General features: G+C 55.8%; 18 protein-coding genes. 15 read left to right on the top strand and 3 right to left on the bottom strand.

Going from position 1 to position 20,151, the window contains the following annotated elements; translation table 11 throughout:
* Positions 1-60 precede the first annotated feature (60 nt).
* The 6 genes from fabI to AC58P5_RS20595 all read left to right on the top strand — a co-directional run bounded on the left by fabI (position 61) and on the right by AC58P5_RS20595 (position 4,459).
* Positions 61-837: an enoyl-ACP reductase FabI gene (gene fabI, locus AC58P5_RS20620; protein ID WP_497389878.1), complete on the top strand. Its 777-nt coding sequence runs from the start codon at positions 61-63 to the stop codon at positions 835-837.
* 207 nt (positions 838-1,044) lie between these two features.
* Positions 1,045-1,872: a hypothetical protein gene (locus tag AC58P5_RS20615; RefSeq protein WP_497389876.1), complete on the top strand. Its 828-nt coding sequence runs from the start codon at positions 1,045-1,047 to the stop codon at positions 1,870-1,872.
* On the top strand, positions 1,872-2,366 hold the full coding sequence (locus AC58P5_RS20610) for a S24/S26 family peptidase (RefSeq protein WP_497389874.1): 495 nt from the start codon (positions 1,872-1,874) through the stop codon (positions 2,364-2,366). The genes AC58P5_RS20615 and AC58P5_RS20610 overlap by 1 nt, the downstream gene beginning before the upstream one ends.
* Positions 2,367-2,510: 144 nt before the next feature.
* The gene (locus AC58P5_RS20605; protein WP_497389872.1) at positions 2,511-3,371 is read left to right on the top strand and encodes an inositol monophosphatase family protein; all 861 of its coding nucleotides are present in this window, start codon (positions 2,511-2,513) and stop codon (positions 3,369-3,371) included.
* A gap of 162 nt (positions 3,372-3,533) precedes the next feature.
* On the top strand, positions 3,534-4,169 hold the full coding sequence (locus AC58P5_RS20600; RefSeq protein WP_497389870.1) for a hypothetical protein: 636 nt from the start codon (positions 3,534-3,536) through the stop codon (positions 4,167-4,169).
* 59 nt (positions 4,170-4,228) lie between these two features.
* Positions 4,229-4,459: a hypothetical protein gene (locus AC58P5_RS20595; RefSeq protein ID WP_497389868.1), complete on the top strand. Its 231-nt coding sequence runs from the start codon at positions 4,229-4,231 to the stop codon at positions 4,457-4,459.
* A 289-nt stretch (positions 4,460-4,748) separates the two neighbouring features.
* Here the strand turns inward: AC58P5_RS20595 and AC58P5_RS20590 are convergent, their stop codons facing one another.
* Entirely contained in the window at positions 4,749-5,642 is an 894-nt protein-coding gene (locus AC58P5_RS20590) for an AraC family transcriptional regulator (RefSeq protein WP_497389866.1), read from the bottom strand.
* A 171-nt stretch (positions 5,643-5,813) separates the two neighbouring features.
* On the opposite strand from AC58P5_RS20590, the gene AC58P5_RS20585 reads away from it, so the two are divergent.
* The 7 genes from AC58P5_RS20585 (at position 5,814) to AC58P5_RS20555 (ending at position 15,172) form a co-directional block, all read left to right on the top strand.
* Entirely contained in the window at positions 5,814-6,572 is a 759-nt protein-coding gene (locus tag AC58P5_RS20585; protein WP_497389864.1) for a sugar phosphate isomerase/epimerase family protein, read from the top strand.
* Positions 6,573-6,846: 274 nt separating this feature from the next.
* Positions 6,847-7,866 (top strand): biotin synthase BioB, encoded by a 1,020-nt coding sequence (gene bioB, locus AC58P5_RS20580; protein ID WP_497389862.1) that lies wholly within the window; start codon positions 6,847-6,849, stop codon positions 7,864-7,866.
* Between the two features lie 209 nt (positions 7,867-8,075).
* Positions 8,076-9,044: an ABC transporter permease gene (locus tag AC58P5_RS20575; protein ID WP_009676918.1), complete on the top strand. Its 969-nt coding sequence runs from the start codon at positions 8,076-8,078 to the stop codon at positions 9,042-9,044.
* Between the two features lie 25 nt (positions 9,045-9,069).
* The gene (locus AC58P5_RS20570; RefSeq protein WP_497389860.1) at positions 9,070-9,966 is read left to right on the top strand and encodes a carbohydrate ABC transporter permease; all 897 of its coding nucleotides are present in this window, start codon (positions 9,070-9,072) and stop codon (positions 9,964-9,966) included.
* Between the two features lie 91 nt (positions 9,967-10,057).
* Positions 10,058-11,698, top strand: coding sequence for an extracellular solute-binding protein (locus AC58P5_RS20565; RefSeq protein ID WP_497389858.1), 1,641 nt, complete (start codon positions 10,058-10,060; stop codon positions 11,696-11,698).
* Between the two features lie 93 nt (positions 11,699-11,791).
* Positions 11,792-13,363 carry a response regulator gene (locus AC58P5_RS20560; protein ID WP_497389856.1) on the top strand — a complete coding sequence of 524 codons (1,572 nt, stop codon included), beginning with the start codon at positions 11,792-11,794 and terminating at the stop codon, positions 13,361-13,363.
* Between the two features lie 42 nt (positions 13,364-13,405).
* On the top strand, positions 13,406-15,172 hold the full coding sequence (locus AC58P5_RS20555) for a sensor histidine kinase (RefSeq protein WP_497389854.1): 1,767 nt from the start codon (positions 13,406-13,408) through the stop codon (positions 15,170-15,172).
* 301 nt (positions 15,173-15,473) lie between these two features.
* On the opposite strand, the gene AC58P5_RS20550 is transcribed toward AC58P5_RS20555, so the two are convergent.
* Both AC58P5_RS20550 and AC58P5_RS20545 read right to left on the bottom strand, forming a co-directional pair.
* Complete coding sequence (locus AC58P5_RS20550) at positions 15,474-16,784, bottom strand: glutamate-1-semialdehyde 2,1-aminomutase (RefSeq protein ID WP_497389852.1); 1,311 nt, start codon at positions 16,782-16,784, stop codon at positions 15,474-15,476.
* A 125-nt stretch (positions 16,785-16,909) separates the two neighbouring features.
* Positions 16,910-18,004 carry an LCP family protein gene (locus tag AC58P5_RS20545; RefSeq protein WP_497389850.1) on the bottom strand — a complete coding sequence of 365 codons (1,095 nt, stop codon included), beginning with the start codon at positions 18,002-18,004 and terminating at the stop codon, positions 16,910-16,912.
* A 275-nt stretch (positions 18,005-18,279) separates the two neighbouring features.
* Between AC58P5_RS20545 and AC58P5_RS20540 the strand changes: the two genes are divergently transcribed.
* A complete protein-coding gene (locus AC58P5_RS20540) occupies positions 18,280-19,362 on the top strand; it encodes an ABC transporter ATP-binding protein (protein ID WP_497389848.1) in 1,083 nt (360 codons plus the stop codon).
* Positions 19,355-20,149, top strand: a complete 795-nt coding sequence (locus tag AC58P5_RS20535; protein WP_497389846.1) for an ABC transporter permease — start codon at positions 19,355-19,357, stop codon at positions 20,147-20,149. Before AC58P5_RS20540 ends, AC58P5_RS20535 begins: the two co-directional genes overlap by 8 nt.
* The last annotated feature ends 2 nt before the right edge of the window (positions 20,150-20,151 follow it).

The following is a 20,151-nucleotide window of genomic DNA, read 5'->3' as shown; positions in this document are numbered from 1 at the left end:
AAATGGGGTACCTTGTTAAAGTGAAGGATTGTCCAATTCGAACCGAGAGGAGATTGTCGAATGACGACATCGGGTTTATTGAACGGCAAGAACATTCTGGTTATGGGGGTTGCCAACGACCGCAGCATTGCCTGGGCGATTGCGCAATCTTTGGCGGCTCAAGGCGCGCGTCTCGCATTCACTTTTGAGAGCGAGCGTGTGGAAGAGCGTGTACGCAAATTGGCCGGTAATATTCCGGATTCGCTTATTTTGCCCTGCAACGTAACGGTAGACGAGGATCTCGTACGCCTGGCTGATACGCTCAAAGGCGAGTTCGGCGTTCTGCACGGAGTGGTGCACAGCATCGCGTTCGCACGCACGGAAGAGCTGGAAGGCATGTTCGTGGATACGTCCCGCGACGGCTACGCTCTGGCACAGGATATCAGCGCATTCTCGCTGGTTGCGGTGTCTAAGCACATGTATCCGCTTATGACGGAGGGCGGCAGCATCATGACGATGACCTACCTCGGCGCGGAACGCGTTATGCGCAACTACAACGTGATGGGCGTGGCCAAAGCGGCGCTGGAAGCAAGCGTACGTTACCTGGCAGCCGATCTTGGCCAGCACGGTATCCGTGTGAACGGCATTTCGGCCGGTCCGATCCGTACCCTCGCAGCCAAGGGCATTAAAGATTTCAACTCCATCCTGCATCAGGTGGAAGAAAAAGCGCCGCTGCGCAAAACGACGGAAACGGCGGAAGTCGGCGATACCGCCATGTTCCTGATGAGCCATCTGTCCCGCGGCATTACCGGCGAAGTTATTCACGTAGACGGCGGTTACAACATCGTAGGCGCGTAAAACCGCGCTGCCTGCAAGGAATAGTCCTTCCGAATTTGCAACTCCATACATACATGAAAACCCCCCTTTGGGCGGTTACACCTTTGAGATAATGGGAAGGTGGCGCCGGCTGGTGGGGTTTTTGTGCTTTTTGATGTTGTGAAGCGGTCCGATATCAGGTAAAATTTATGAAAATCAAGCTTATTTTGCAAAAAGAGAGGACTTTCCATGGCGCGTTTTTTGACCCGGATCGGAAATGAGCGGATCGGCATTGAAACGGACTCCCCGGTACTCGGTGAGTGGTTGAGAGAATCATTTGATAGAGGCTTCGGGGACGACGGGGAAGAGCCGAGTCTGCGGCTGAACATAAAGGGCGGCTACGGCGTCCCGTTTGTCGATTTCGACGTTGCCGTGGAGAAGCGCGGCGGCAAGGTTATCTACACCCGGGCCGATTACCGGATCGAAGCGGACGAGGATCTTACGGCGGCCTCTCTGGCGGTTCAGGACGAGTTTGCGCTGAAGCATGCGCTGATGAACGTCTACAGCGCTTTTCTCATCCGCAACGGGCTGGGCCTGCTGATGCATTCTTCGTGCGCCGTTCAGGACGGCAGGGGCTACTTGTTCGCCGGTCCGTCGGGAGCAGGCAAATCGACGGCCGCGCTGCTGTCCAGGCCGCGTGTCCTGCTCAGCGACGAGGCGACGGTGATTGCCCTCCCCGAAGCGGGACCGGGCGGCGGAGCCGGGGCGCTGGCGTACAACTCGCCTTTCCGCAGCGATTCGCGCTGGGATATCGGCGAGGGCATTCCGGCCGCTCCGCTGGAAGGGATGTACGTGCTCAGGCAGTCGGAGGAAGTCCGGACGGAGCCGATGAAAGCGGCGGACGCCCTGCCGATCGTCATGAGCCAGGTTTTCTTCTGGACGACGGGGGCCGAGGAGACCCGCGCGGTGATGCAGCTGTGCATGCGCTTCCTGGAGCGGGTACCGGTCCGCGAGCTTTTCTTCCAGAAGAACGATCTCTTCTGGAATGTCATCGCTCCCCGGAAGGCCGGTGTCTGATGGGCGGCGAAGCGCACAGCCGCAGCGGAAGCGAAGGACTCGGCGCGGAGGCGCTTGTCGTACGGCGCGCCCTGGAGCTTAAAGGGCGTGTGGAGATTCCATCGCGCGGCACGAGCATGCGGCCGCTGATCCGCGAGGGCAGCGTCTGCACGTTCGTGCCGGTGGCGGCCGCGGATCTCCGGAGAGGCGATATCGTCCTCTTCGAAGGGGAAGAGGGCGGACTTATCGCCCACCGCCTGATCCGGCGGGGAGGAGAAGGCCCGCGGGCCCCGCTGCTCTGCAAGGGCGACGCGAATATCGGCTTCGACCCGCCTGTGCCCGCCGCCAAAGTGCTGGCCCGGCTGGAGACGATAAGCCGGGACGGTCGCGTATCGTCGAGGCTTTCGCCGGGCTTCCGTATCCGGGGCCGGATCATGACGGCTTTTCCGGCCCTGTCACGGGGGTTCCGTCTGGCATCGCGGGTTGCGAGAAGGCTTCGCGGGCAGGGAAATTGACCGGTGGATGAATGCGCCGCGCGTGCGGGTTTATTTTTTTGGCAGATCCTACGAGGAAATTTGGGTGAAACGATGTGGCACGGAATTCGTTTCATTTACTATACTAGAACTATACTAGATTGCGAGAGAAAAGAGTGATATCCAATGACGACTGTAAATCAGGAACCTTACCGTGTCGGCGGCAAAAGCTTTACGGCCGTCGCCATCAATACCGCCGCGAAGGCGGGCGAGTGGATTAAGAGCCGGGTGGGTGAAATCCGCCGGGTGGATGTGAAGTATTCCTCCCACGATCTTGTAACGGAAGTGGACAAGGGATCGGAGAAAATGATCCGCAATCTGATTCTGACGCATTTTCCCCATCATGCGTTTCTTGGCGAGGAAGGCGTGGAGCCGGGGCCCGAGGCGTCGGCGGCCGCACTGGAAAATGTGAGCGATGCCGAATACTTATGGATCGTCGATCCTATCGACGGTACGACGAATTTTATACATGGATTTCCGTTCTTCAGCGTGTCCATTGCGCTTGCTTACAAAGGCGAAGTGATTGTGGGCGTGGTCTACGATCCCATGCGCGACGAATTGTTTGTAGCAGAAAAAGGCAAGGGTGCTTATCTGAAAGCCGCTAAGCTTAGCGTATCGGGTGAGTCGGCGCTGTCCGAAAGTCTGGTCGGAACCGGTTTCCCCGCCGACCGCGAAGGCGCTCTGCCGATCAACCTGGCCGGTATCAACGCTCTCATGCCGAAGGTGCGCAATCTCCGCAATGCGGGTTCGGCGGCGCTGCATTTGGCCTACGTGGCGGCGGGCCGTCTGTCGGGCTTTTACGAAATCGGGCTGAATGCCTGGGATATAGCGGCGGGCGCGCTGCTCGTCCAGGAGTCGGGTGGTCGTGTAACCGATACGGCGGGACAGCCTTATACGCTTGGCGTACGCAATGTGATGGCGACAAACGGTCTCATTCACGATGAGCTGCAAAATGAGCTTCAGCAGGCCGGCGCTACAGGTTTATAGGCTTTTCGGACTTGTTACTTGAGGCGCTGCCGGAACCTGCTTAGGTACCGGGACGCAAGGAAATGCGAAGGCTTAGGCCCGAGGCCCCGAAGGATACTTCGGGGTTTGTTTTTTTTGTGCGGAGGAAGTAACATGGACAAAGAGAGAAACGGAGGGGAACGGATGAATAGAAGAAAATGGCTGATCGGGCTCATTTTGTTGTGCCTGGCTGCCGGGATATACGCGGTGATCCGTTTCAACATAGATCCGACGCTGGCGCCCGAGGACGTTAAGCTCCGCGCCCGAATCGTGCCTGCGGCGGAGAAGCCTGCGGAGGTGCCGTCCCAGGCATCCGCCGCCGCGGCGTACGCTACGGTGGTCGAGGTAGAGCTGGAGAGCACCGGTGGTAAAGCGCTGAAGCAGGAAGGATACAGCTATAAGGTGTATCCTTACGTTCAGAACGGCACCGTGGCCGCTTGGGAGCCCGCGCCTGACGCGCTCGCCAAAGGTCAGAAGCCGGAGAGCTACGCCTTCGGCGCCGATACCGTGACGATGCCGCGTGCGATGGAAATGATCGGGCGGCTTACGGGCGCGTCGACAAACGAAGAAGAAGCGAAGAAGGCGGGCATGTCCGGCGGGTTCGTCTACACCGGCGAGTCTTTCCCGGCGAAAGTACGCTATTACGCCAAGGATGCCGGAGCCGGAGCCGATTCGGGCACCGACCCCAAAGACGGCCGCACCTATATTCTTTTCTCGTACCACGAGAAAAAATGGGGCAAAGACGTCAGTTGGGTCAAAGCGGTTAAAGTCGCTCCTTAGCCGTCGGCGAAGCCGTTCGGGGAAGGCAAGCGGGTCCGCGCCGCGTAGGAGCAGTGCGGATGAGCGGCTTGATGGTGCATCTGCAGGAGCATGCACAAGGGGACCTCCGCCGTGGGCGCTGGCTTATGGTGCCGATACTTCAAGCTGCCGCATGGAGAGATACAAAATGCCGTTTCGGCGCAGCAGGAAAACAGCCCTTGTCCGGGAGAGGACAAGGGCTGTTTTGGTTTGGCCGCTATTTCGGCCGGTACGGCACAGCCGAAGCGGTTATGCCTAGCTGCGTGTGGTAGCAGCGCGAGAACGGCGGCTTAGGTACGGCCCGTATCTACCTGTACGGCAGAGAAAACAAGCTGCTGGTATAGGCCGGAGCCTAGATGCAGCCACGAGCATTGCTGAGCGTCGTCACTAGTTTGCCTTTCGGCTGCGCCTTATCTGCAGTGCTTCAACTGCGCCCACGCTCGACATAAGCGTTCCGTTGCAGCGCCGGCACCGACCAACGCTCCGGCTTCAGCGCCTCAGCTGCTGCATCTCGCCGCAAGGCCGCAGGCCCGGCCTCAAGTCGGAGCGCCTTCCCGCGGCTCAAGTCACGCCGTGTTCTTGAGGCTTCTCCAGGCTGCCGAGCTTGCCGTCGCGGTACTCGCGGGGAGAGAGGCCCATCCGCGCCCGGAAGGTGCGGTGGAAATACGAATAGCTGTGGAAGCCGCACGATTCCGCAGCCTGTTCCAGCGTCATCGCGCCGAACCGGATGCGCTCGCACGCCATCGAGATCCGCACCTCGATGGCGTAATCCATGACGGACTGGCCGAACGTCTCGCGGAACAGGTGACCCGCGCGCGAGGTGCTTAGTCCGACGTGGTCGGCCAGATCCTGGAGCGTGAAGGCCTCCGAGGCATTCTGCTCGATGTACGTTTTCATCCGCTGGACCATGTAAGAGAAGCGCGGCTTCTGGGGAAACGATCCCAGATCCGCGAGATCGCCGATGACGCGGTCCAGCGACAGGCAGAGCACGCGAACGAGATAATCGCCGATTTCCTGAAGGTTATCGTGCAGTCGGCGGCGTTCGCGGAAAATTTCCCGCCAGATGTTCAGCCAGCTGTCGTCCAGGCCGACCCGGATAATGCCGGGCCTCTTGAAGCGCTCCCACCAGGCATCCATCCAGCTTCCGCTGCACATCAGGTAATAATCGCCGCTGTATACGGTATCGGCGTCCGGCGGTAAAGTCTCGTGCTGGCTGCCGATGCGCAGCTCGTAAGCGTCTCCGGGACGGTACAGCAGAAGATCGCCCGGCTCTGCGGTTACGTAGCGGCCTTCCTGCCAAACCTGGCAGGTGCCTTCCGTCTGAAGACGCAGCAAATAGTATTGGATTCCGTCCCGCTGATTGGAGACGAAAGGCTTGCGGTGCACCGAATAACCGGCGGACAAAATATGGACCTCATCTTTAACGGCTGACGCCGGGTCCTGAATTCCTGTCACGAGGCATCGTTCCTTTTTGATAATTTAGCGAAATAGTTCATGTTCTGCGTGGATCATTCATTCTCATTATAAACGAGGTATGGTATCAATAGAAGGAGAGGTTTTTTAGCGGAGGGAAGCGTTTCCCTTCCGACATCCCCATAACCCAGGACAGAGGAAAGGTGATCGTAGATGACAAAGATCGGAATTGGCGTGCAGTTATACACCCTGCGTTCGGAAACGGAGAAAGACTTCAGAGGCTCCTTGCGGAAAGTGGCGGAGCTCGGGTATGAAGGGGTAGAATTTGCCGGTTACGGAGGACTTTCTCCCCGTGAATTGAGTGAACTTCTGAAAGAACTGAACCTGACTTCGGTCGGCAGTCATGTGGGCATTCACCGTCTTCAGGAAAACCTGGATGAAGAAATCGAAATGAACGTGGCCATCGGCAGCAAGTATGTCGCCTGCCCCGGCTGGTTTCCGCCTGAACGTACCGAGGAAGGCTTCCGTGAAATCGTGGACATTCTCAAGGAGAGCAGCCGACGTTTCGCGGAACACGGAATCGCCTTCGGCTATCATAACCATTCGTTCGAGTTTGAAGAGAAAATCGGCGATCAGACGATGTTTGACGCATTTTTCTCCGCGCTCCCGAAAAATGAACTGTTCGTGGAATTGGATGTGTGCTGGGCTCATAACGCCGGCTTCGATCCGATCGGGGTTATGAAGCAGTATGCGGGCAGAACGCCGCTTCTTCACGTGAAAGACCTGCGCAAGGAAGACGGCAAGCTGCTCACGGTTGAGCTGGGCACAGGCGAAGTCGACCTGAAGCCGGTGCTGGCCGCCGCCGAAGAAATCGGCACGAAGTGGTTCATCGTCGAACAGGACGAATGCCAGAATCCGCCGTTTGAAAGCATTGCGGCAAGCCGGGAATGGCTGCGCCAAAACTATCGGTAAGCAGTTAACCCGCCGGGGTTCCGGCGTTTCAGGAAGAGCACTTCCCTTCGGGGAGGCGCTCTTTTTTTGTAGCCATGAGAGGGGACGGATTTGTCTGTACTACCTAGGAATCAGGAAATAACTTCCCGTGTAGGGGAAATCCTGTTACAATAAACCTGATTGTAAACCTTTATTTATTTTATTTGGTTAACAATTAATGGCCGGGCGAAATTTATGGCATGTAAAATTCGGATGATTATTCAACTTTTTTTTGGCAGGAAAGGATGTGCTGAGCATGCATAAGGAACTACAAACGGCGGCGGGAGCGGGAATCCTGGCGAGATGGGATCATTACGCGGACAAGGCGCTCCGGGGCGAGAAGCTCGAGCTGGAAGAGGCACTGACCGTACTCCGGGCCGACGACGATGAGCTGCTGCCTCTTATGCAGGCGGCTTTCCGTGTACGCAAGCATTACTACGGACGCAAGGTTAAGCTCAATCTTATTATTAACGCGAAAAGCGGACTGTGCCCCGAGGACTGCGGCTACTGCTCTCAATCCATCGTGTCCAAGGCTCCCATTACCAAGTACCCGCTTCTGGAGAAGGATGTTCTCATCGAGGGGGCGCGGAAAGCGCTGGAGATGAAGGTGGGCACCTACTGCATCGTGGCCAGCGGCAGAGGACCGACTAACCGTGAGCTGGATCAGGTAATTGAAGCCGTGCAGGCCATTAAAGGGGAAATGCCCCTGAAAATTTGCGCCTGTCTGGGCATCTTATCGGACGAGCAGGCTGTGCGCCTGAAAGAAGCCGGGGTGGACCGTTACAACCACAATCTCAACACGAGTGCTTCCCATTTCGCCAAAATTACGTCCACGCATACATACGATGATCGGGTCCGGACGGTAGAGCAGGCGAAGCAGGCCGGAATGTCGCCCTGCTCCGGAATTATTGCGGGAATGGGCGAGTCGGACGAGGAGCTTGCGGAGATGGCTTTCGCGCTGCGTGAGCTGGATGCCGACTCCATTCCCGTCAACTTCCTGAACCCGATTCCCGGCACGCCGCTGGCGGACCGGCGGAGCCTGAACCCCCGCCAGTGCCTCAAAATTCTCGCGCTCATGCGGTTGATTTGCCCGTCGAAGGAAATTCGCATCGCAGGCGGCCGGGAAGTGAATCTGAAATCGCTGCAGCCTCTGGGCCTGTATGCGGCGAACTCCATTTTCCTGGGGGATTATCTGACCACGGGAGGCCAGGAAGCCGGCGAAGACCACCGGATGCTGGAGGACCTCGGCTTCGAGATCGAACTGTGCGCCTTGTAGGCGGTCTTTTTTAAGTAATTAACGCAGCGGAAAATCTCGAGCGGAAAAAGAGCAGAAGGGCAGAACGCCCTCTGCTTTTTTTGCATTTTTATACAAATCAATGTGAATTGCATTGAATAGTATTAATTTTCGTTGTTCCGTCAAATGGGCGGACAAAGCGAAAGCGTATACAATTAGTCTATCGGCTAAGGCCGGAAAGGGGGGAGACAATGGCACAAGTTGCAGTAGAAACCAGCGTAAGTAAAGAGGCGAAAAGCCCGTCGATATGGAAGCGTTTTTTCAAACAGTGGGATATTCAGCTCATGGTACTGCCAGGGATTGTTTTTCTTCTTATCTTCCATTACATTCCGATGTACGGAGTGTTGACCGCATTTAAGGATTATGATCTTTTCAACGGTTTTTTCGGAAGTCCTTGGGTAGGGCTTAAGCATTTTAAAATGTTTTTCGAGTCTCCTGATTTTCCGAGGGTCATGAGAAACACGATCATGATCAGCTTGTTCAAGCTTTTGATCGCATTCCCGGCGCCTATTATACTGGCCCTCATGCTGAACGAGGTCCGGAACAAGTTTTTCAAAAACGTCGTACAAACGGTCACGTACCTGCCTCACTTCTTATCCTGGGTTGTCGTAGCGGGATTCGTGACGTCCTTCCTGTCCACGGACAACGGAAGTTTGAACATCGCTATGCAGAAGTTGAGCATGATCGACGAGCCGATCAACTTCCTGGCTATTCCGGAATATTTCTGGACGATCCTGATCTCCACGGGGATATGGAAAGATATCGGGTTCGGCTCAATCGTATACTTGGCGGCTATCGCGGGAATCGATCCGGCTTTATACGAATCCGCCTCGATCGACGGAGCGTCGCGTTTTAAGCAAATCTATCTGATTACATTGCCTTGCATTTTCCCGGTCATCATCATTTTCCTCATTCTCGCTATCGGAAGTCTGATGAACGCGGGCGCCAACGGCGGATACGAAGATATTCTTCTGCTCAGTGCGAATCCGGTCCTTCGTGAATACTCGGACGTGTTGGATACGTTCGTATACCGGACCGGCATTCAGAACCAGTTGTTCTCTTACGCGACGGCAGTCGGATTGTTTAAAGCGGTGATCAGTATTGTTCTGCTGAGCGGCGCCAACTTACTTGCCCGCAGAACGGGGCAAAGTCTATGGTAGCTGGAGAAAGAGAGGCGGGCACAACATGTTGAGAGCAAGCTTTGGGGACCGCTTCATGACGGTCGTCATTTATACGCTGCTGATACTTCTGGCCTTCATTACGCTGTATCCGTTCTGGAATTCGGTGGTCATTTCGTTCAACAGCGGGAAAGACACGATGATGGGCGGTATCACCTTCTGGCCGCGTGAATTTACACTGGAAAACTACAACATCGTTTTTGAAGACAAGAGGATCATTCAAGGCTTCCTGATTACGATCAGCCGCACGGTGATGGGAACCATTTTCGGCATTCTGGCGACCTCCATCTTCGCCTACGGGATGTCCCGGCGCGATCTTGTCTTCCGTAAATATTACATGGTTATGGCCGTGGTCACGATGTATTTCACCGGCGGCCTGATCCCGTCCTTCCTGCTGATCCGGGGCCTCGGCCTGATGGATACGTTCTGGGTCATGATCTTGCCGGTACTGATCAACGTCTGGAACATGATTATCTTCATGACTTTCTTCCGGAGTATTCCGGCGGGGCTTGAAGAAGCCGCCAAGCTGGACGGCTGCAGCACCTGGTCGATTTTTTTCCGGATCGTGCTTCCTTTGTCCGGGCCCGTTATCGCCACGCTGGGACTGTTCACGGCGGTTCAGCACTGGAACGAGTGGTTTCTGCCCAGCATCTACCTGAACAACACCGATTTGTACCCGGTACAAACGTTGCTGAGACAAATTTTGAACTCCAATATTATGTCGGAGCAGCTTTCCAATCTCGACTCTGCGGCTTTGACCCAACTGTCCAAGATGCAGTCGATTACGACCAAATCGTTGTCGATGGCCACGATGGTCGTTTCTACCCTGCCCGTTATGCTCATCTATCCGTTTGTTCAGAAATATTTTTCCAAAGGCGTTATGATCGGCTCCCTCAAGGAGTAGATCTTCGCTTTTCGAACGGAATGTAAGCGCAACCACGTGCAACACGATTGACCACATAGATTATAATATCGATATAAGGGGAGTGTCACAAATGGCAAAATGGAAAAAAGGGGTCTCGCTCACGCTCATTACCGTGCTGTCTTCCATCGCGGTGCTTAGCGGCTGCAGCAGCGACGGCAAACCGGCTGCTTCGGATTCCGGCAAACCAGGTACTACTCAATCGACCGGAGTGAAGTTCGGCGAGCAGCAGTTGGATATCAGCTTCTACGGCAACTACGACTGGTTCACTATGCCGGTGTGGGGCCAGGATCTTGCTACAAAATGGGTAAAAGAAAATAAGAAAGTCAACGTAACGGGCGTACCTAACGGCGGGAACTCCGAGCAGAAGTTCAATACGCTGATGGCTTCCAAAGAGCTGCCGGATGTCATCTGGCTGGAGCGCGGAGCCCAGGTAGAGAAACTGCGTGCGGCAGGCATGCTGGTGTCTTTCGACGAATACCTCGACAAATATCCTAACCTGAAGAAGTGGGCGGGAGAAGCGACTCTCAACATGCTGCGCTCCAGCGACGGCAAGCTCTATCAGTTCCCGAACTGGTATACGCAGCGTCCTGCAGGCAACGCGGGTTATATGATCAACCTGAAAATTTACAAAGAACTGGGCGAACCGAAGCTCGAAACCTACGATGATCTGTACGCTTACCTGAAACAAGTGAAAGCGAAATATCCGGACGTGACTCCGTTCGATTCCGGCGTGCAGGCGCAGAACGTTGAAATCATGTACCCGGGCTTCGCCAACGATCATCCGGTCACGAACATCTCCATGCGTGCCGTTCCGGAAGGCAACGAGCTGAAATCGATCTTCGCGGATCCGGTTTACCGGGAGTCTCTGACTTACTCAAGCAAGCTTTTCCGTGAGAAATTGATTACTCAAGACGTATTGACTCAAACGAAAGACCAGATCGACGAGAAAGTGAACAACGGCAAAGTTGCGGTTATGGCGGCTTCCAGCGTGACGGAATTCGGCTCCAAAGGCACGACGGCTCTTCAAACGAAGGATCCGAGCCACCCTGGCTACCAAATGATCTGGCCGGTTCATAAAGAAGGCGTGGACAAAACCAAAGTATTCCCTGGCCACTACGCAACACTTGGCTGGAACGTAAACGTTATTACGAAGAGCGCGAAAAATCCGGAAGCGATCTTTGCCTTCCTCGATTGGATGACCGGAGAAGAAGGACAGCGCGTTATGTTCTGGGGTCCTGAAGGCGAATACTGGAAGGGCGTAGACGAGAAAGGCACACCTAAATTCACGGATAAATACTACAGCGACGCAACCGGACGCGCCAAGCTGATGGATTCTCTCGTCAACCTGCAATGGGTCGGCAATACGACCTACATCGATACGGCGAAGACGGATATCGAGCTGAAGCTTCCTCCTGAAAAGCAAAGCTGGGAAACACGAAACCAGACGCAAGTGGCATGGAAAACCGTATTTAACCGTACGGAGTTCGTAAATCTCGATCCGCCTTCCAACACGGAAGAAGGTATGGTACAGCAGCGGGTTAAGGATATCTTCACCGAATCCCGCGCGAAAGCTCTCTTCGCGAAAAGCGATGCGGAAGTGACATCCATCATGGATAAAGCGGAGAAAGACGCTCAGGCTGCCGGATACGCCAAACTGCTGAAATACCAAACGGAACGCTGGCAGGAAAACAAGAAAAAAATCGGCAAATAAGAAGTTGATTGGAAATTTAATGCCGCCTAGGCGGGCAGAAGAGGTATACTTGGGGTATACCTCTTTTGCTATTCGCCGGGAAAGGAGAACCACATGTATAACGTGCTGCTGGCAGATGATGAAATATTGGACCTGGAGGGCATGCAGACTTTCATCCCTTGGGAGCGTCTCGGTCTTCATGTGGTCGGGGCCGTCAATAACGGCTTCGATGCCGTAAGGGTTATGGAACAGGAGAAGGTCGATATCCTCGTGACGGACGTACGAATGCCGAGCATGACCGGTCTGGAGCTGGCCCGTAAGGCGCTGGAGCGGCATACGGGACTGCGGGTTATTTTCGTCAGCGGGCATCAGGATTTCGGCTATGTTAAGGAAGCGCTTTCCTTGAAAGCGTGCAGTTATGTGTTAAAGCCCATGGATGATAACGAACTGATCCAATCGCTGGAAACGATTATCGGGGATCTCAACCGCGAACAAAAGCGCCGCAAAACGGAACGGGCCTTCGAGCAGATGAGACCGATTGTGCACAATGAATATGTGTTTCGTTTGCTGGAAGGCACGGCAGGCCGGCAGGAACTCGATGACTTGTTGACCGAGGAAGGTCTGGAACCGATCCGGTATCCCATCCGGGCCGCGGTTTTGGAAACCGACGATCTGTCGTGGAAGCTGAATCCGTATACGGCCAAGGAACGCCAGGATATGCTTAACGATTTCGGCGGACAAATCATGGATTTGTGCCGGCCGCGCGGAATCACCCATATGTGCCGGATTACGAAGCAGCGCCTGGGCCTGCTGGTTACGGCCGATGAGAAGGGGATCAAAGAGCTTCAGGAAGTGATCGCTTACGTCAAAGAGCATTTTCCTTTTACGATTACGATCGGGCTCGGCAACCCGGCTGGCGATCCGGCGTCTCTGCAGGAGTCTTACCGTGAGGCGCTCGCCGCACTCGATGCCAAGATGTTCTACGGCAAAGCGAAGATTATAGAGGCCCGCGAAATTCCGAAGGAAGAAATCGCCGACGCCAAGCAGCTTGAATTCCGGCTCGACGCTCTGTTCACCGCGATGGTCCAGTATGACCTGGTCGGCATTCATGATGAAATCGATCGGCTGTTTAACGTGGCGGTTTGTCTGCGGTCGCGTTTTACGATCCATAACTTCGCCACATACCTGATCGTCAAGCTGGACGGCTATCTCCAGACGAGAAACGAGCAGTTGTTCACGCTGCTGGGGATGGAGCTGCAAAACCTTGACATCCTGCTGCAATTCGAAACCATCGAGGACATACGGAGCTGGATGCGACGCATGCTTTTCGAAATTTCGGAGAAGTTGAACATGGGAAATCAGAGCAAGAACCGCAAGCTGATCCGCGATATGATGGAGTACATCAAGGAACGGCTCCAGGAGAATGTGACACTGCGTGACGTGGCGGACCGTTTTTCTTTTTCCCCCAACTATCTCGGCCATGTCTTCAAAGAAGAAACCGGCCAAAATTTCAGCGATTACGTGATTGCTCTGCGGATGGAGAAGGCGAAGGAGCTTCTGGGAGATCCCACGCTTAAGATTTACGAGGTGGCGGACAGGATCGGCTACAGATATCTGCCTTATTTCAGCCGGCAGTTCAAGGAAACGTTCGGTATGACCCCCATGCAGTTCAGAAGAAGCCACTAACGGCGGGGATGCGCCCCGGATGCAGGAAAGGAGCCGGAACGGATGAAACCGGAAGGGCGCCGGCGGTTCGTTCCGTTCGGCTATAAGCTCATGCTTTCGTACGCGCTCTGCATTCTCGTGCCGGTGATCATTGTAGGCTCGTTCGCGGTTTCTACTTTGGTGAAGTCGGTGCGTGAGCAGGCGGAGAGCAGCGTGCAGGGCACGATGAGACAGATCAGAGACAATATCCAGTACAAAATCGAGGATACGAGACGTCTGACGAATATGATTTACGGGGATACGACGCTGGCCAAACATTTAAAGCATTACGAAGAGGGCTGGGTAAGCTACGACGCGACGACGACTTACCTCCTTCCCAAAATGATGCAGACTATTCAATCGAGCAGCCTTAGGCTGTGGCTATCCGTCTATCTGCACAATGAAACCCTGCCGGAAGTGTACTACAATCACGAGAATATCGATCCCCTTATGACGGTAGGGAAGCTGTATGAGCTCTACCATATGAACCGGATCGAGGGAGCGGACTGGTATAAGAGCTTTCCGCCCGAGCGCTACGGAACGACGATGCAGTGGCGGCAGATCGAGGACGACGCCCGCTTCGGCCGGCTTTCTCTGCTGCGCAGAATCGTGGATACGACCAACGGGGTGGAGCTGAGGGAGATCGGCTTCATCCGGGTTACCGCCCATCTGCAGGATCTTTTTGAAAGCGTGGATTATACGAAAGTCGGGGAAGGCAGCGCCATCTATATCGTCGGTCCCCAGGGAGACATCCTTTACTCGTCGGCGGCCGATACGAACATGACAGGCAAGACATGGGATGAATCGTGGACTAAAAATCATCTCGTACTGCGCCAGCCTCTTGAAGGACTGGACTGGAGCGTTGTTTCGCTCGTTCCTACCGCGATCATGGAGCAGGATGCGGACAAAGTGCGGATGCTGACGGCGATCGTGTGTCTGATTTCCGTTCTGGTCATTTTTTTCGTGGGCTGGATGTTTTCGCGGTTCTTCTCCAAAAGGGTGACCAAAATCGTCTCCGTCCTGCACGCGTTCAGGGAAGGGGAATTCCGCAAGCGGATGGCGTACGAAGGACGGGACGAATTTGCCCAGATTGCGGCCGCGCTGAACGATATGGGGCAGCACACGGAAGGGCTCATCCGGGAAGTCTATCTCACGAATCTCCAGAAAAAAGAGGCGGAGCTGGAGTCGCTGCAGGCGCAGATCAACCCGCATTTTCTGTATAACACCTTGTCGTCCATCAGCCGTCTGGCCCGGTTCGGCGATATCGACAAGCTTCACCGGATGGTGATCGGACTGGCCAAATTTTACCGGCTGACCCTCAATGACGGACGCACCTTCATCCCGCTGAGCAAGGAGCTGGAACAGGTTCAGGCTTACGTGGACATTCAATCGATCAAGTACGGCGACCGCATGGAGGTCCTCTTCGATATCCAGCCGGAAGTGAACCGGTACGATACGGTGAAGCTCATCGTGCAGCCTTTTATCGAAAATGCGCTCCAGCACGCCTGGTGCGGCGATCACATTCACATCCGGATCAGCGGGGAAATCATCGGCGACGATATTCATCTGAAAATCATCGATGACGGCAACGGTATCCCGCAGGACCGGTTCCGCAAGCTTTTCGATCCTCTGGCTGAGGTGGAATCCGGTTACGGCATCCGCAATGTGGACCAGCGGATCAAGCTTCATTTCGGCAAAAAATATGGCGTCTCGCTGGCAAGCCGCCCCGGAATCGGCACCGCCGTGCTGCTGCGCATACCGACCTACAAGCACCAGAAGAACCGAGGGTGACCATGCAAAAAAGCTCCCGTCTGCCTAAGCAGAGCGGGAGCTTTTGGTATGGGGGCAGGCTGCGCAAGCGAAGCGGTCTCTGTGAACGGCAAAGGCTGGGCCTCTCGCTGCGGTGCGCACCTCAGCGGGCGTAAGGCGGCGCTTACGGCGCGAATGGAGCGGCCGCTTGAGCCGATGTCCGGCTTTTCGTGCACGCGGATACGAAGCTCGGGCCTACACCGGCATCACAAATGCGACGGACAAGAGACGGGGACAGGGCTGCGTGGAGACGCCGTAAGAACGCCTCTTCCGCCCCGAAGCTTCAGCCCAGCAGGCGGAAGGCCTCGTCGGCCGCCTGCAGCGTGCGCGCCACGTCTTCGTCGGTGTGCGCGGTGGTCAGGAACCACGCCTCGTACTTCGACGGCGCGAGGTTGATGCCGCGCTCCAGCATGAGCCGGAAGAAGCGGCCGAACCGCTCGCCGTCCGTATCCTGCGCCTCGTCGTAGTTCGTGACCGGATGGTCGCAGAAGTGCGTCGAGATCGCGCCGGCGATGCGGTTCACGGTCAGCGCGACGCCGTGGCGGGAGGCCGATTCGCGGAGGCCGTCCGCCAGCTTAGCGCCGAGCTGCTCGAGGCGCTCGTACGTGCCGGGCTGCCTCAGCACCTCGAGGCAGGCGATGCCGGCGGAGATGGAGGCGGGGTTGCCCGCCATCGTGCCGGCCTGGTACGCAGGTCCGAGCGGAGCGACCTGCTCCATCACTTCCTTACGGCCGCCGTAAGCGCCGATCGGCAGTCCGCCGCCGATGATTTTGCCGAGCGCCGTAAGGTCGGGCTCGATCTCCTCGGGCCGGCTGTTCAGGCCCGCGTAGGTTTGCGTCGTTCCGTAATGGAAACGGAACGCGGTAATTACCTCGTCGTAGATGACGAGGGAGCCGTTTGCGCGCGCGGCGGCGCAGAGCCCTTCGAGGAAGCCCGGCTTCGGCATCACCATGCCGAAGTTGCCGACGATGGGCTCGACCATCACCGCGGCGATGTCGTCGCCCCAGCGCGCCAGGGCTTCTTCCAGTGCCGGGATATCGTTGAACGGCACGGTGATGACTTCCTGCGCGATGGAAGCGGGCACGCCGGCGCTGTCGGGCGTCCCCAGCGTGGATGGGCCGGAGCCGGCCGCGACGAGCACGAGATCGGAATGGCCGTGGTAGCACCCGGCGAATTTGATGATCTTCGTGCGGCCGGTGTAAGCCCTCGCCACGCGGATGGTCGTCATGACGGCTTCCGTGCCGGAGTTGACGAAGCGGACTTTGTCCAGCGACGGAATGGCTTCCTTCAGCATCCGGGCGAAGGTGATTTCAAGCTCCGTCGGAGTGCCGTAGAGCGTGCCGTTGCGGGCGGCGCGGCAGATTGCCTCGGTGACATGCGGATGGGCGTGCCCCGTAATAATCGGCCCGTACGCGGCGAGATAGTCGATGTATCGGTTATCGTCCTCATCCCAGAAGTAGGCCCCTTCCGCACGTTTCATAAATACGGGAGCGCCGCCTCCGACCGCTTTGAACGAACGGGAAGGGCTGTTGACTCCGCCGACAATGTGCTGGAGCGCTTCTTCATGGAGCTTTTCGGAACGTGTATGATTCATGGCTTGGTAACTCCTTTGTTTATGTAGTGGGATCGTGTTCTCTATAGCCTAACACCGAATGGCGGAGGCCGGGAAGAAAAATAACGTGCCGTCTCCCTGGAGGAGACGGTCACGTTAGAAAGCTTTTACTGCCTGGAGTTCTTGGTGGTGCCGGAGTTTCCGGAAGTCGTGCTTCCTGAACCGCCGCCGGACGAGCTGCTGCCCGAACTTGAGCCGGTACCCGTGCCGGTTCCTGTTCCTGCTCCGGGAACGTCCGCCATGCCCTCGAACACATCGTCCAGATAGCGTTTGAGCTTCGTTTTATCGACGGAGAGTACCTGTGCGCCGCCGATTCTCCGCTCGATGAGCAGATTTTCGGGAGGCAGCTGGATGCTCTGGATTCCCTTGGCCCTGGCATCGAAAGCAAGCGAGCCGAGCTTGAGCATATCGCCGACCGACAGGTTCGTATGAATGTAAGGCTCCATTTTTTTCAAAATGGACGGAAGCTTGATTATAGACTGCGTGGTCTGCATTTTATCGGCTACGGCCGTCAAAAATTTGCGCTGGCGTTCCGTTCGGGCGTAGTCGGACTGGGCGTCGTGACGGAACCGCACGTACTGCAGAGCGGTCTGGCCGTCCAGATGCTGCATGCCCTTTTTCAAATTAATATCGAATACGTGCCCGTCCGCGGCGTCCGTGTACTTCATGTCCTTCTCGACTTCGAGATCGATTCCGCCGATGGCGTCCACGAGGGCGATAAAGCCTTTGAAATCCGTGTACAAGTAGTACTGGATCGGAATCCCGGTCAGCTCGCTGACGGTTTTCATCGCCAGATTCGGCCCCCCGATCGTAAAGGCCGAGTTGATGCGGCCTTCCTCGTTGCCGGGGATTTTGACCCAGGTGTCCCGGAGGATCGACATCAGGGAGGCTTTTTTGGTCACGGGATCGATGGAGGCGATCATAAGCGTATCGGAGCGCGGCGGCTCCCCGTTCTCCACACCTCTGGAATCCGCGCCGAGCAGCAGCACGTTCACACGCCCGGTTCCCTCCCAGACAGGAGGTTTATAGTCGTCTCCCTGGTAGATCGGATCGAAATTGCCGATCTCGTCTTTATTGTTAATGTTATCGGCGAAGCTGTATATGCTGTAAGCAAAATAGCCTGCGGTGCAGATTAGGGCGAACACAATCGCGACAATCAGCATCCGCCACGGTCTTACCCGTCTTTTTTTAGGCTTCGGCATGTGAGTTCATTCCCTTTCTATCTAAAAAGTAGGCGTTGTCTGTACATGATTAACTGGATATCCGGCCGCTGAAACAAGGCTTCCGTATTCCCGCGATTTGTACCGGAGCTGCCTCCGGGTGTTTTTACAAAAAGCTCTTTTGTTGTATGATGAGGGGTGGGAATGGCGAACTCATGTATTTCATTATAGGGGCAACTTCTTCTCTGCCGCAAGTTACACATGAATTCACAGGGCTTTCAAAGTTTCCCAGTCCAACTAAACAGCAGGAGGAAAACATGCCAGCCATCGAAGTGAGAGATCTCCGCAAAGAGTTCCGCGTGCAGAAAAGCAGAAGCGGGCTCAAAGGAGCGTTTCGCGATCTGTTCGACCGTGAATATAATCAGGTTACGGCCGTTAAAGATATCAGTTTTGAAATTCCCGAGGGAGAGATTTGCGGTTACATCGGAGAGAACGGCGCCGGCAAATCGACGACGATCAAAATGCTCACGGGCATTCTCGTTCCCACCTCGGGCCATCTTCAGGTGAACGGCTATATCCCTTACAAGGAACGCGAAGCTTTCGTCAAAGGCATCGGGGTCGTTTTCGGCCAGAGGAGCCAGTTGTGGTGGGATATCGGCGTCATTGAATCGTTTCAACTGCTCAAGAAAGTATATCGGGTGCCGGAAAACGATTTTAAAGCGCGGCTGGACGAGCTGTCCGACCGGCTCCAGCTGGGCGAGCTGCTGAGCAGACCGGTCCGGAAGCTCAGCCTCGGCCAGCGGATGCGCTGCGAGCTTGCGGCTTCCCTGCTGCACAACCCCGCGATCGTTTTCCTGGACGAGCCTACGATCGGGCTCGATATCGTGGTGAAAACCGAGATCCGCGAGTTCCTGAAATCGCTGAACCGGCGCTACGGGACGACTATCCTGCTTACCACGCACGATCTTCAAGACATCGAAGCTCTTTGCTCGCGGGTCATCATGCTGGACGACGGACGCATCATTTACGACGGCGGTCTCGATCAGCTGAAGGAGACGTGGGGGAAAGGCAAGGAAGTGGTGCTGCAGTTCAACGACCCGGTGCCGCTTGAAAGTCTGAAGCTGCTCACGGAAGGTCTGGACGTGACCTGGGAGCAGGACAGCCCGTTGGACGCCCGTGTGTTCATCCCGCAGCGGAGCGCGAACGTGTCCGACGTTCTGGCTCGTATCGTCGGTGTCGTCCAGATTGCGGATATCCGCATCCTGGAGACGAATACCGACGATATCGTCCGCGAAATTTATAAATCCGGTTCGGCCGAAGTCCGTAAGCCGTCCTCGCCGGAAGCGGGGGAGCCGGGCAGCGGGGCCGAAGAGGACAAAGGAGCGGTGCCGCATGTATAAGGCTTACGTGGAGCTGATCCGCATCCGGTTCATAACCATGCTCGCCTACCGGGTTAACTATTACAGCGGCATTCTGGTGTACGCGCTCAACATCGGTTCCTACTACTTTCTGTGGAAGGCGATTTACGGCAGTCAGGAAACGCTGGGCGGCCAGACGCTGGGGCAGATGACGACGTATATCGTCGTGTCCTGGATGAGCCGAGCTTTTTACTTCAATAACCTGGACCGGGAAATAGCCAATGAAATCCGGGACGGCAGCGTCGCGATCCAGTTTATCCGTCCTTACAATTATGTCGTGTACAAAATGATGCAGGGTCTTGGAGAAGGTATATTCCGGTTTCTTCTCTTTACGACGCCGGGTCTCGTGATCGTCTCACTCTTGTTCCCGGTCGAGCTGCCGACGGATATTTCCTTGTGGCTCGTCTATCTGCTCATGCTGCTGTTTGCTTTCTTAATCAATTCCCAGATTAATATTATGACGGGATTGTCCGCCTTTTTCCTGGAAAACAGCGAGGGTATGATGCGGATGAAGCGTGTGGCGGTCGATTTGTTCTCCGGGCTGATCCTGCCGATCACGATGTTCCCCGGCTGGACGGCGAAGCTTTTGGAATGGCTGCCGTTTCAGGCCATTACTTATTTGCCCGGATCGGTGATTACCGGCAAATTGACCGGAAGCGCCGTATGGCAGGCCGTTTCGATCCAAGTCATCTGGTTCGTCGTGCTTCTTGTGCCGATTGCCTTCATGTGGCATAAAGCAAGAACCCGGCTGTTCGTGCAGGGGGGTTAACG

Source organism: Paenibacillus sp. JT31N7 (assembly GCF_059692095.1).
Note: the sequence above shows the minus strand (reverse complement) of the source record. Positions and strands in the feature narration are given on the sequence as shown.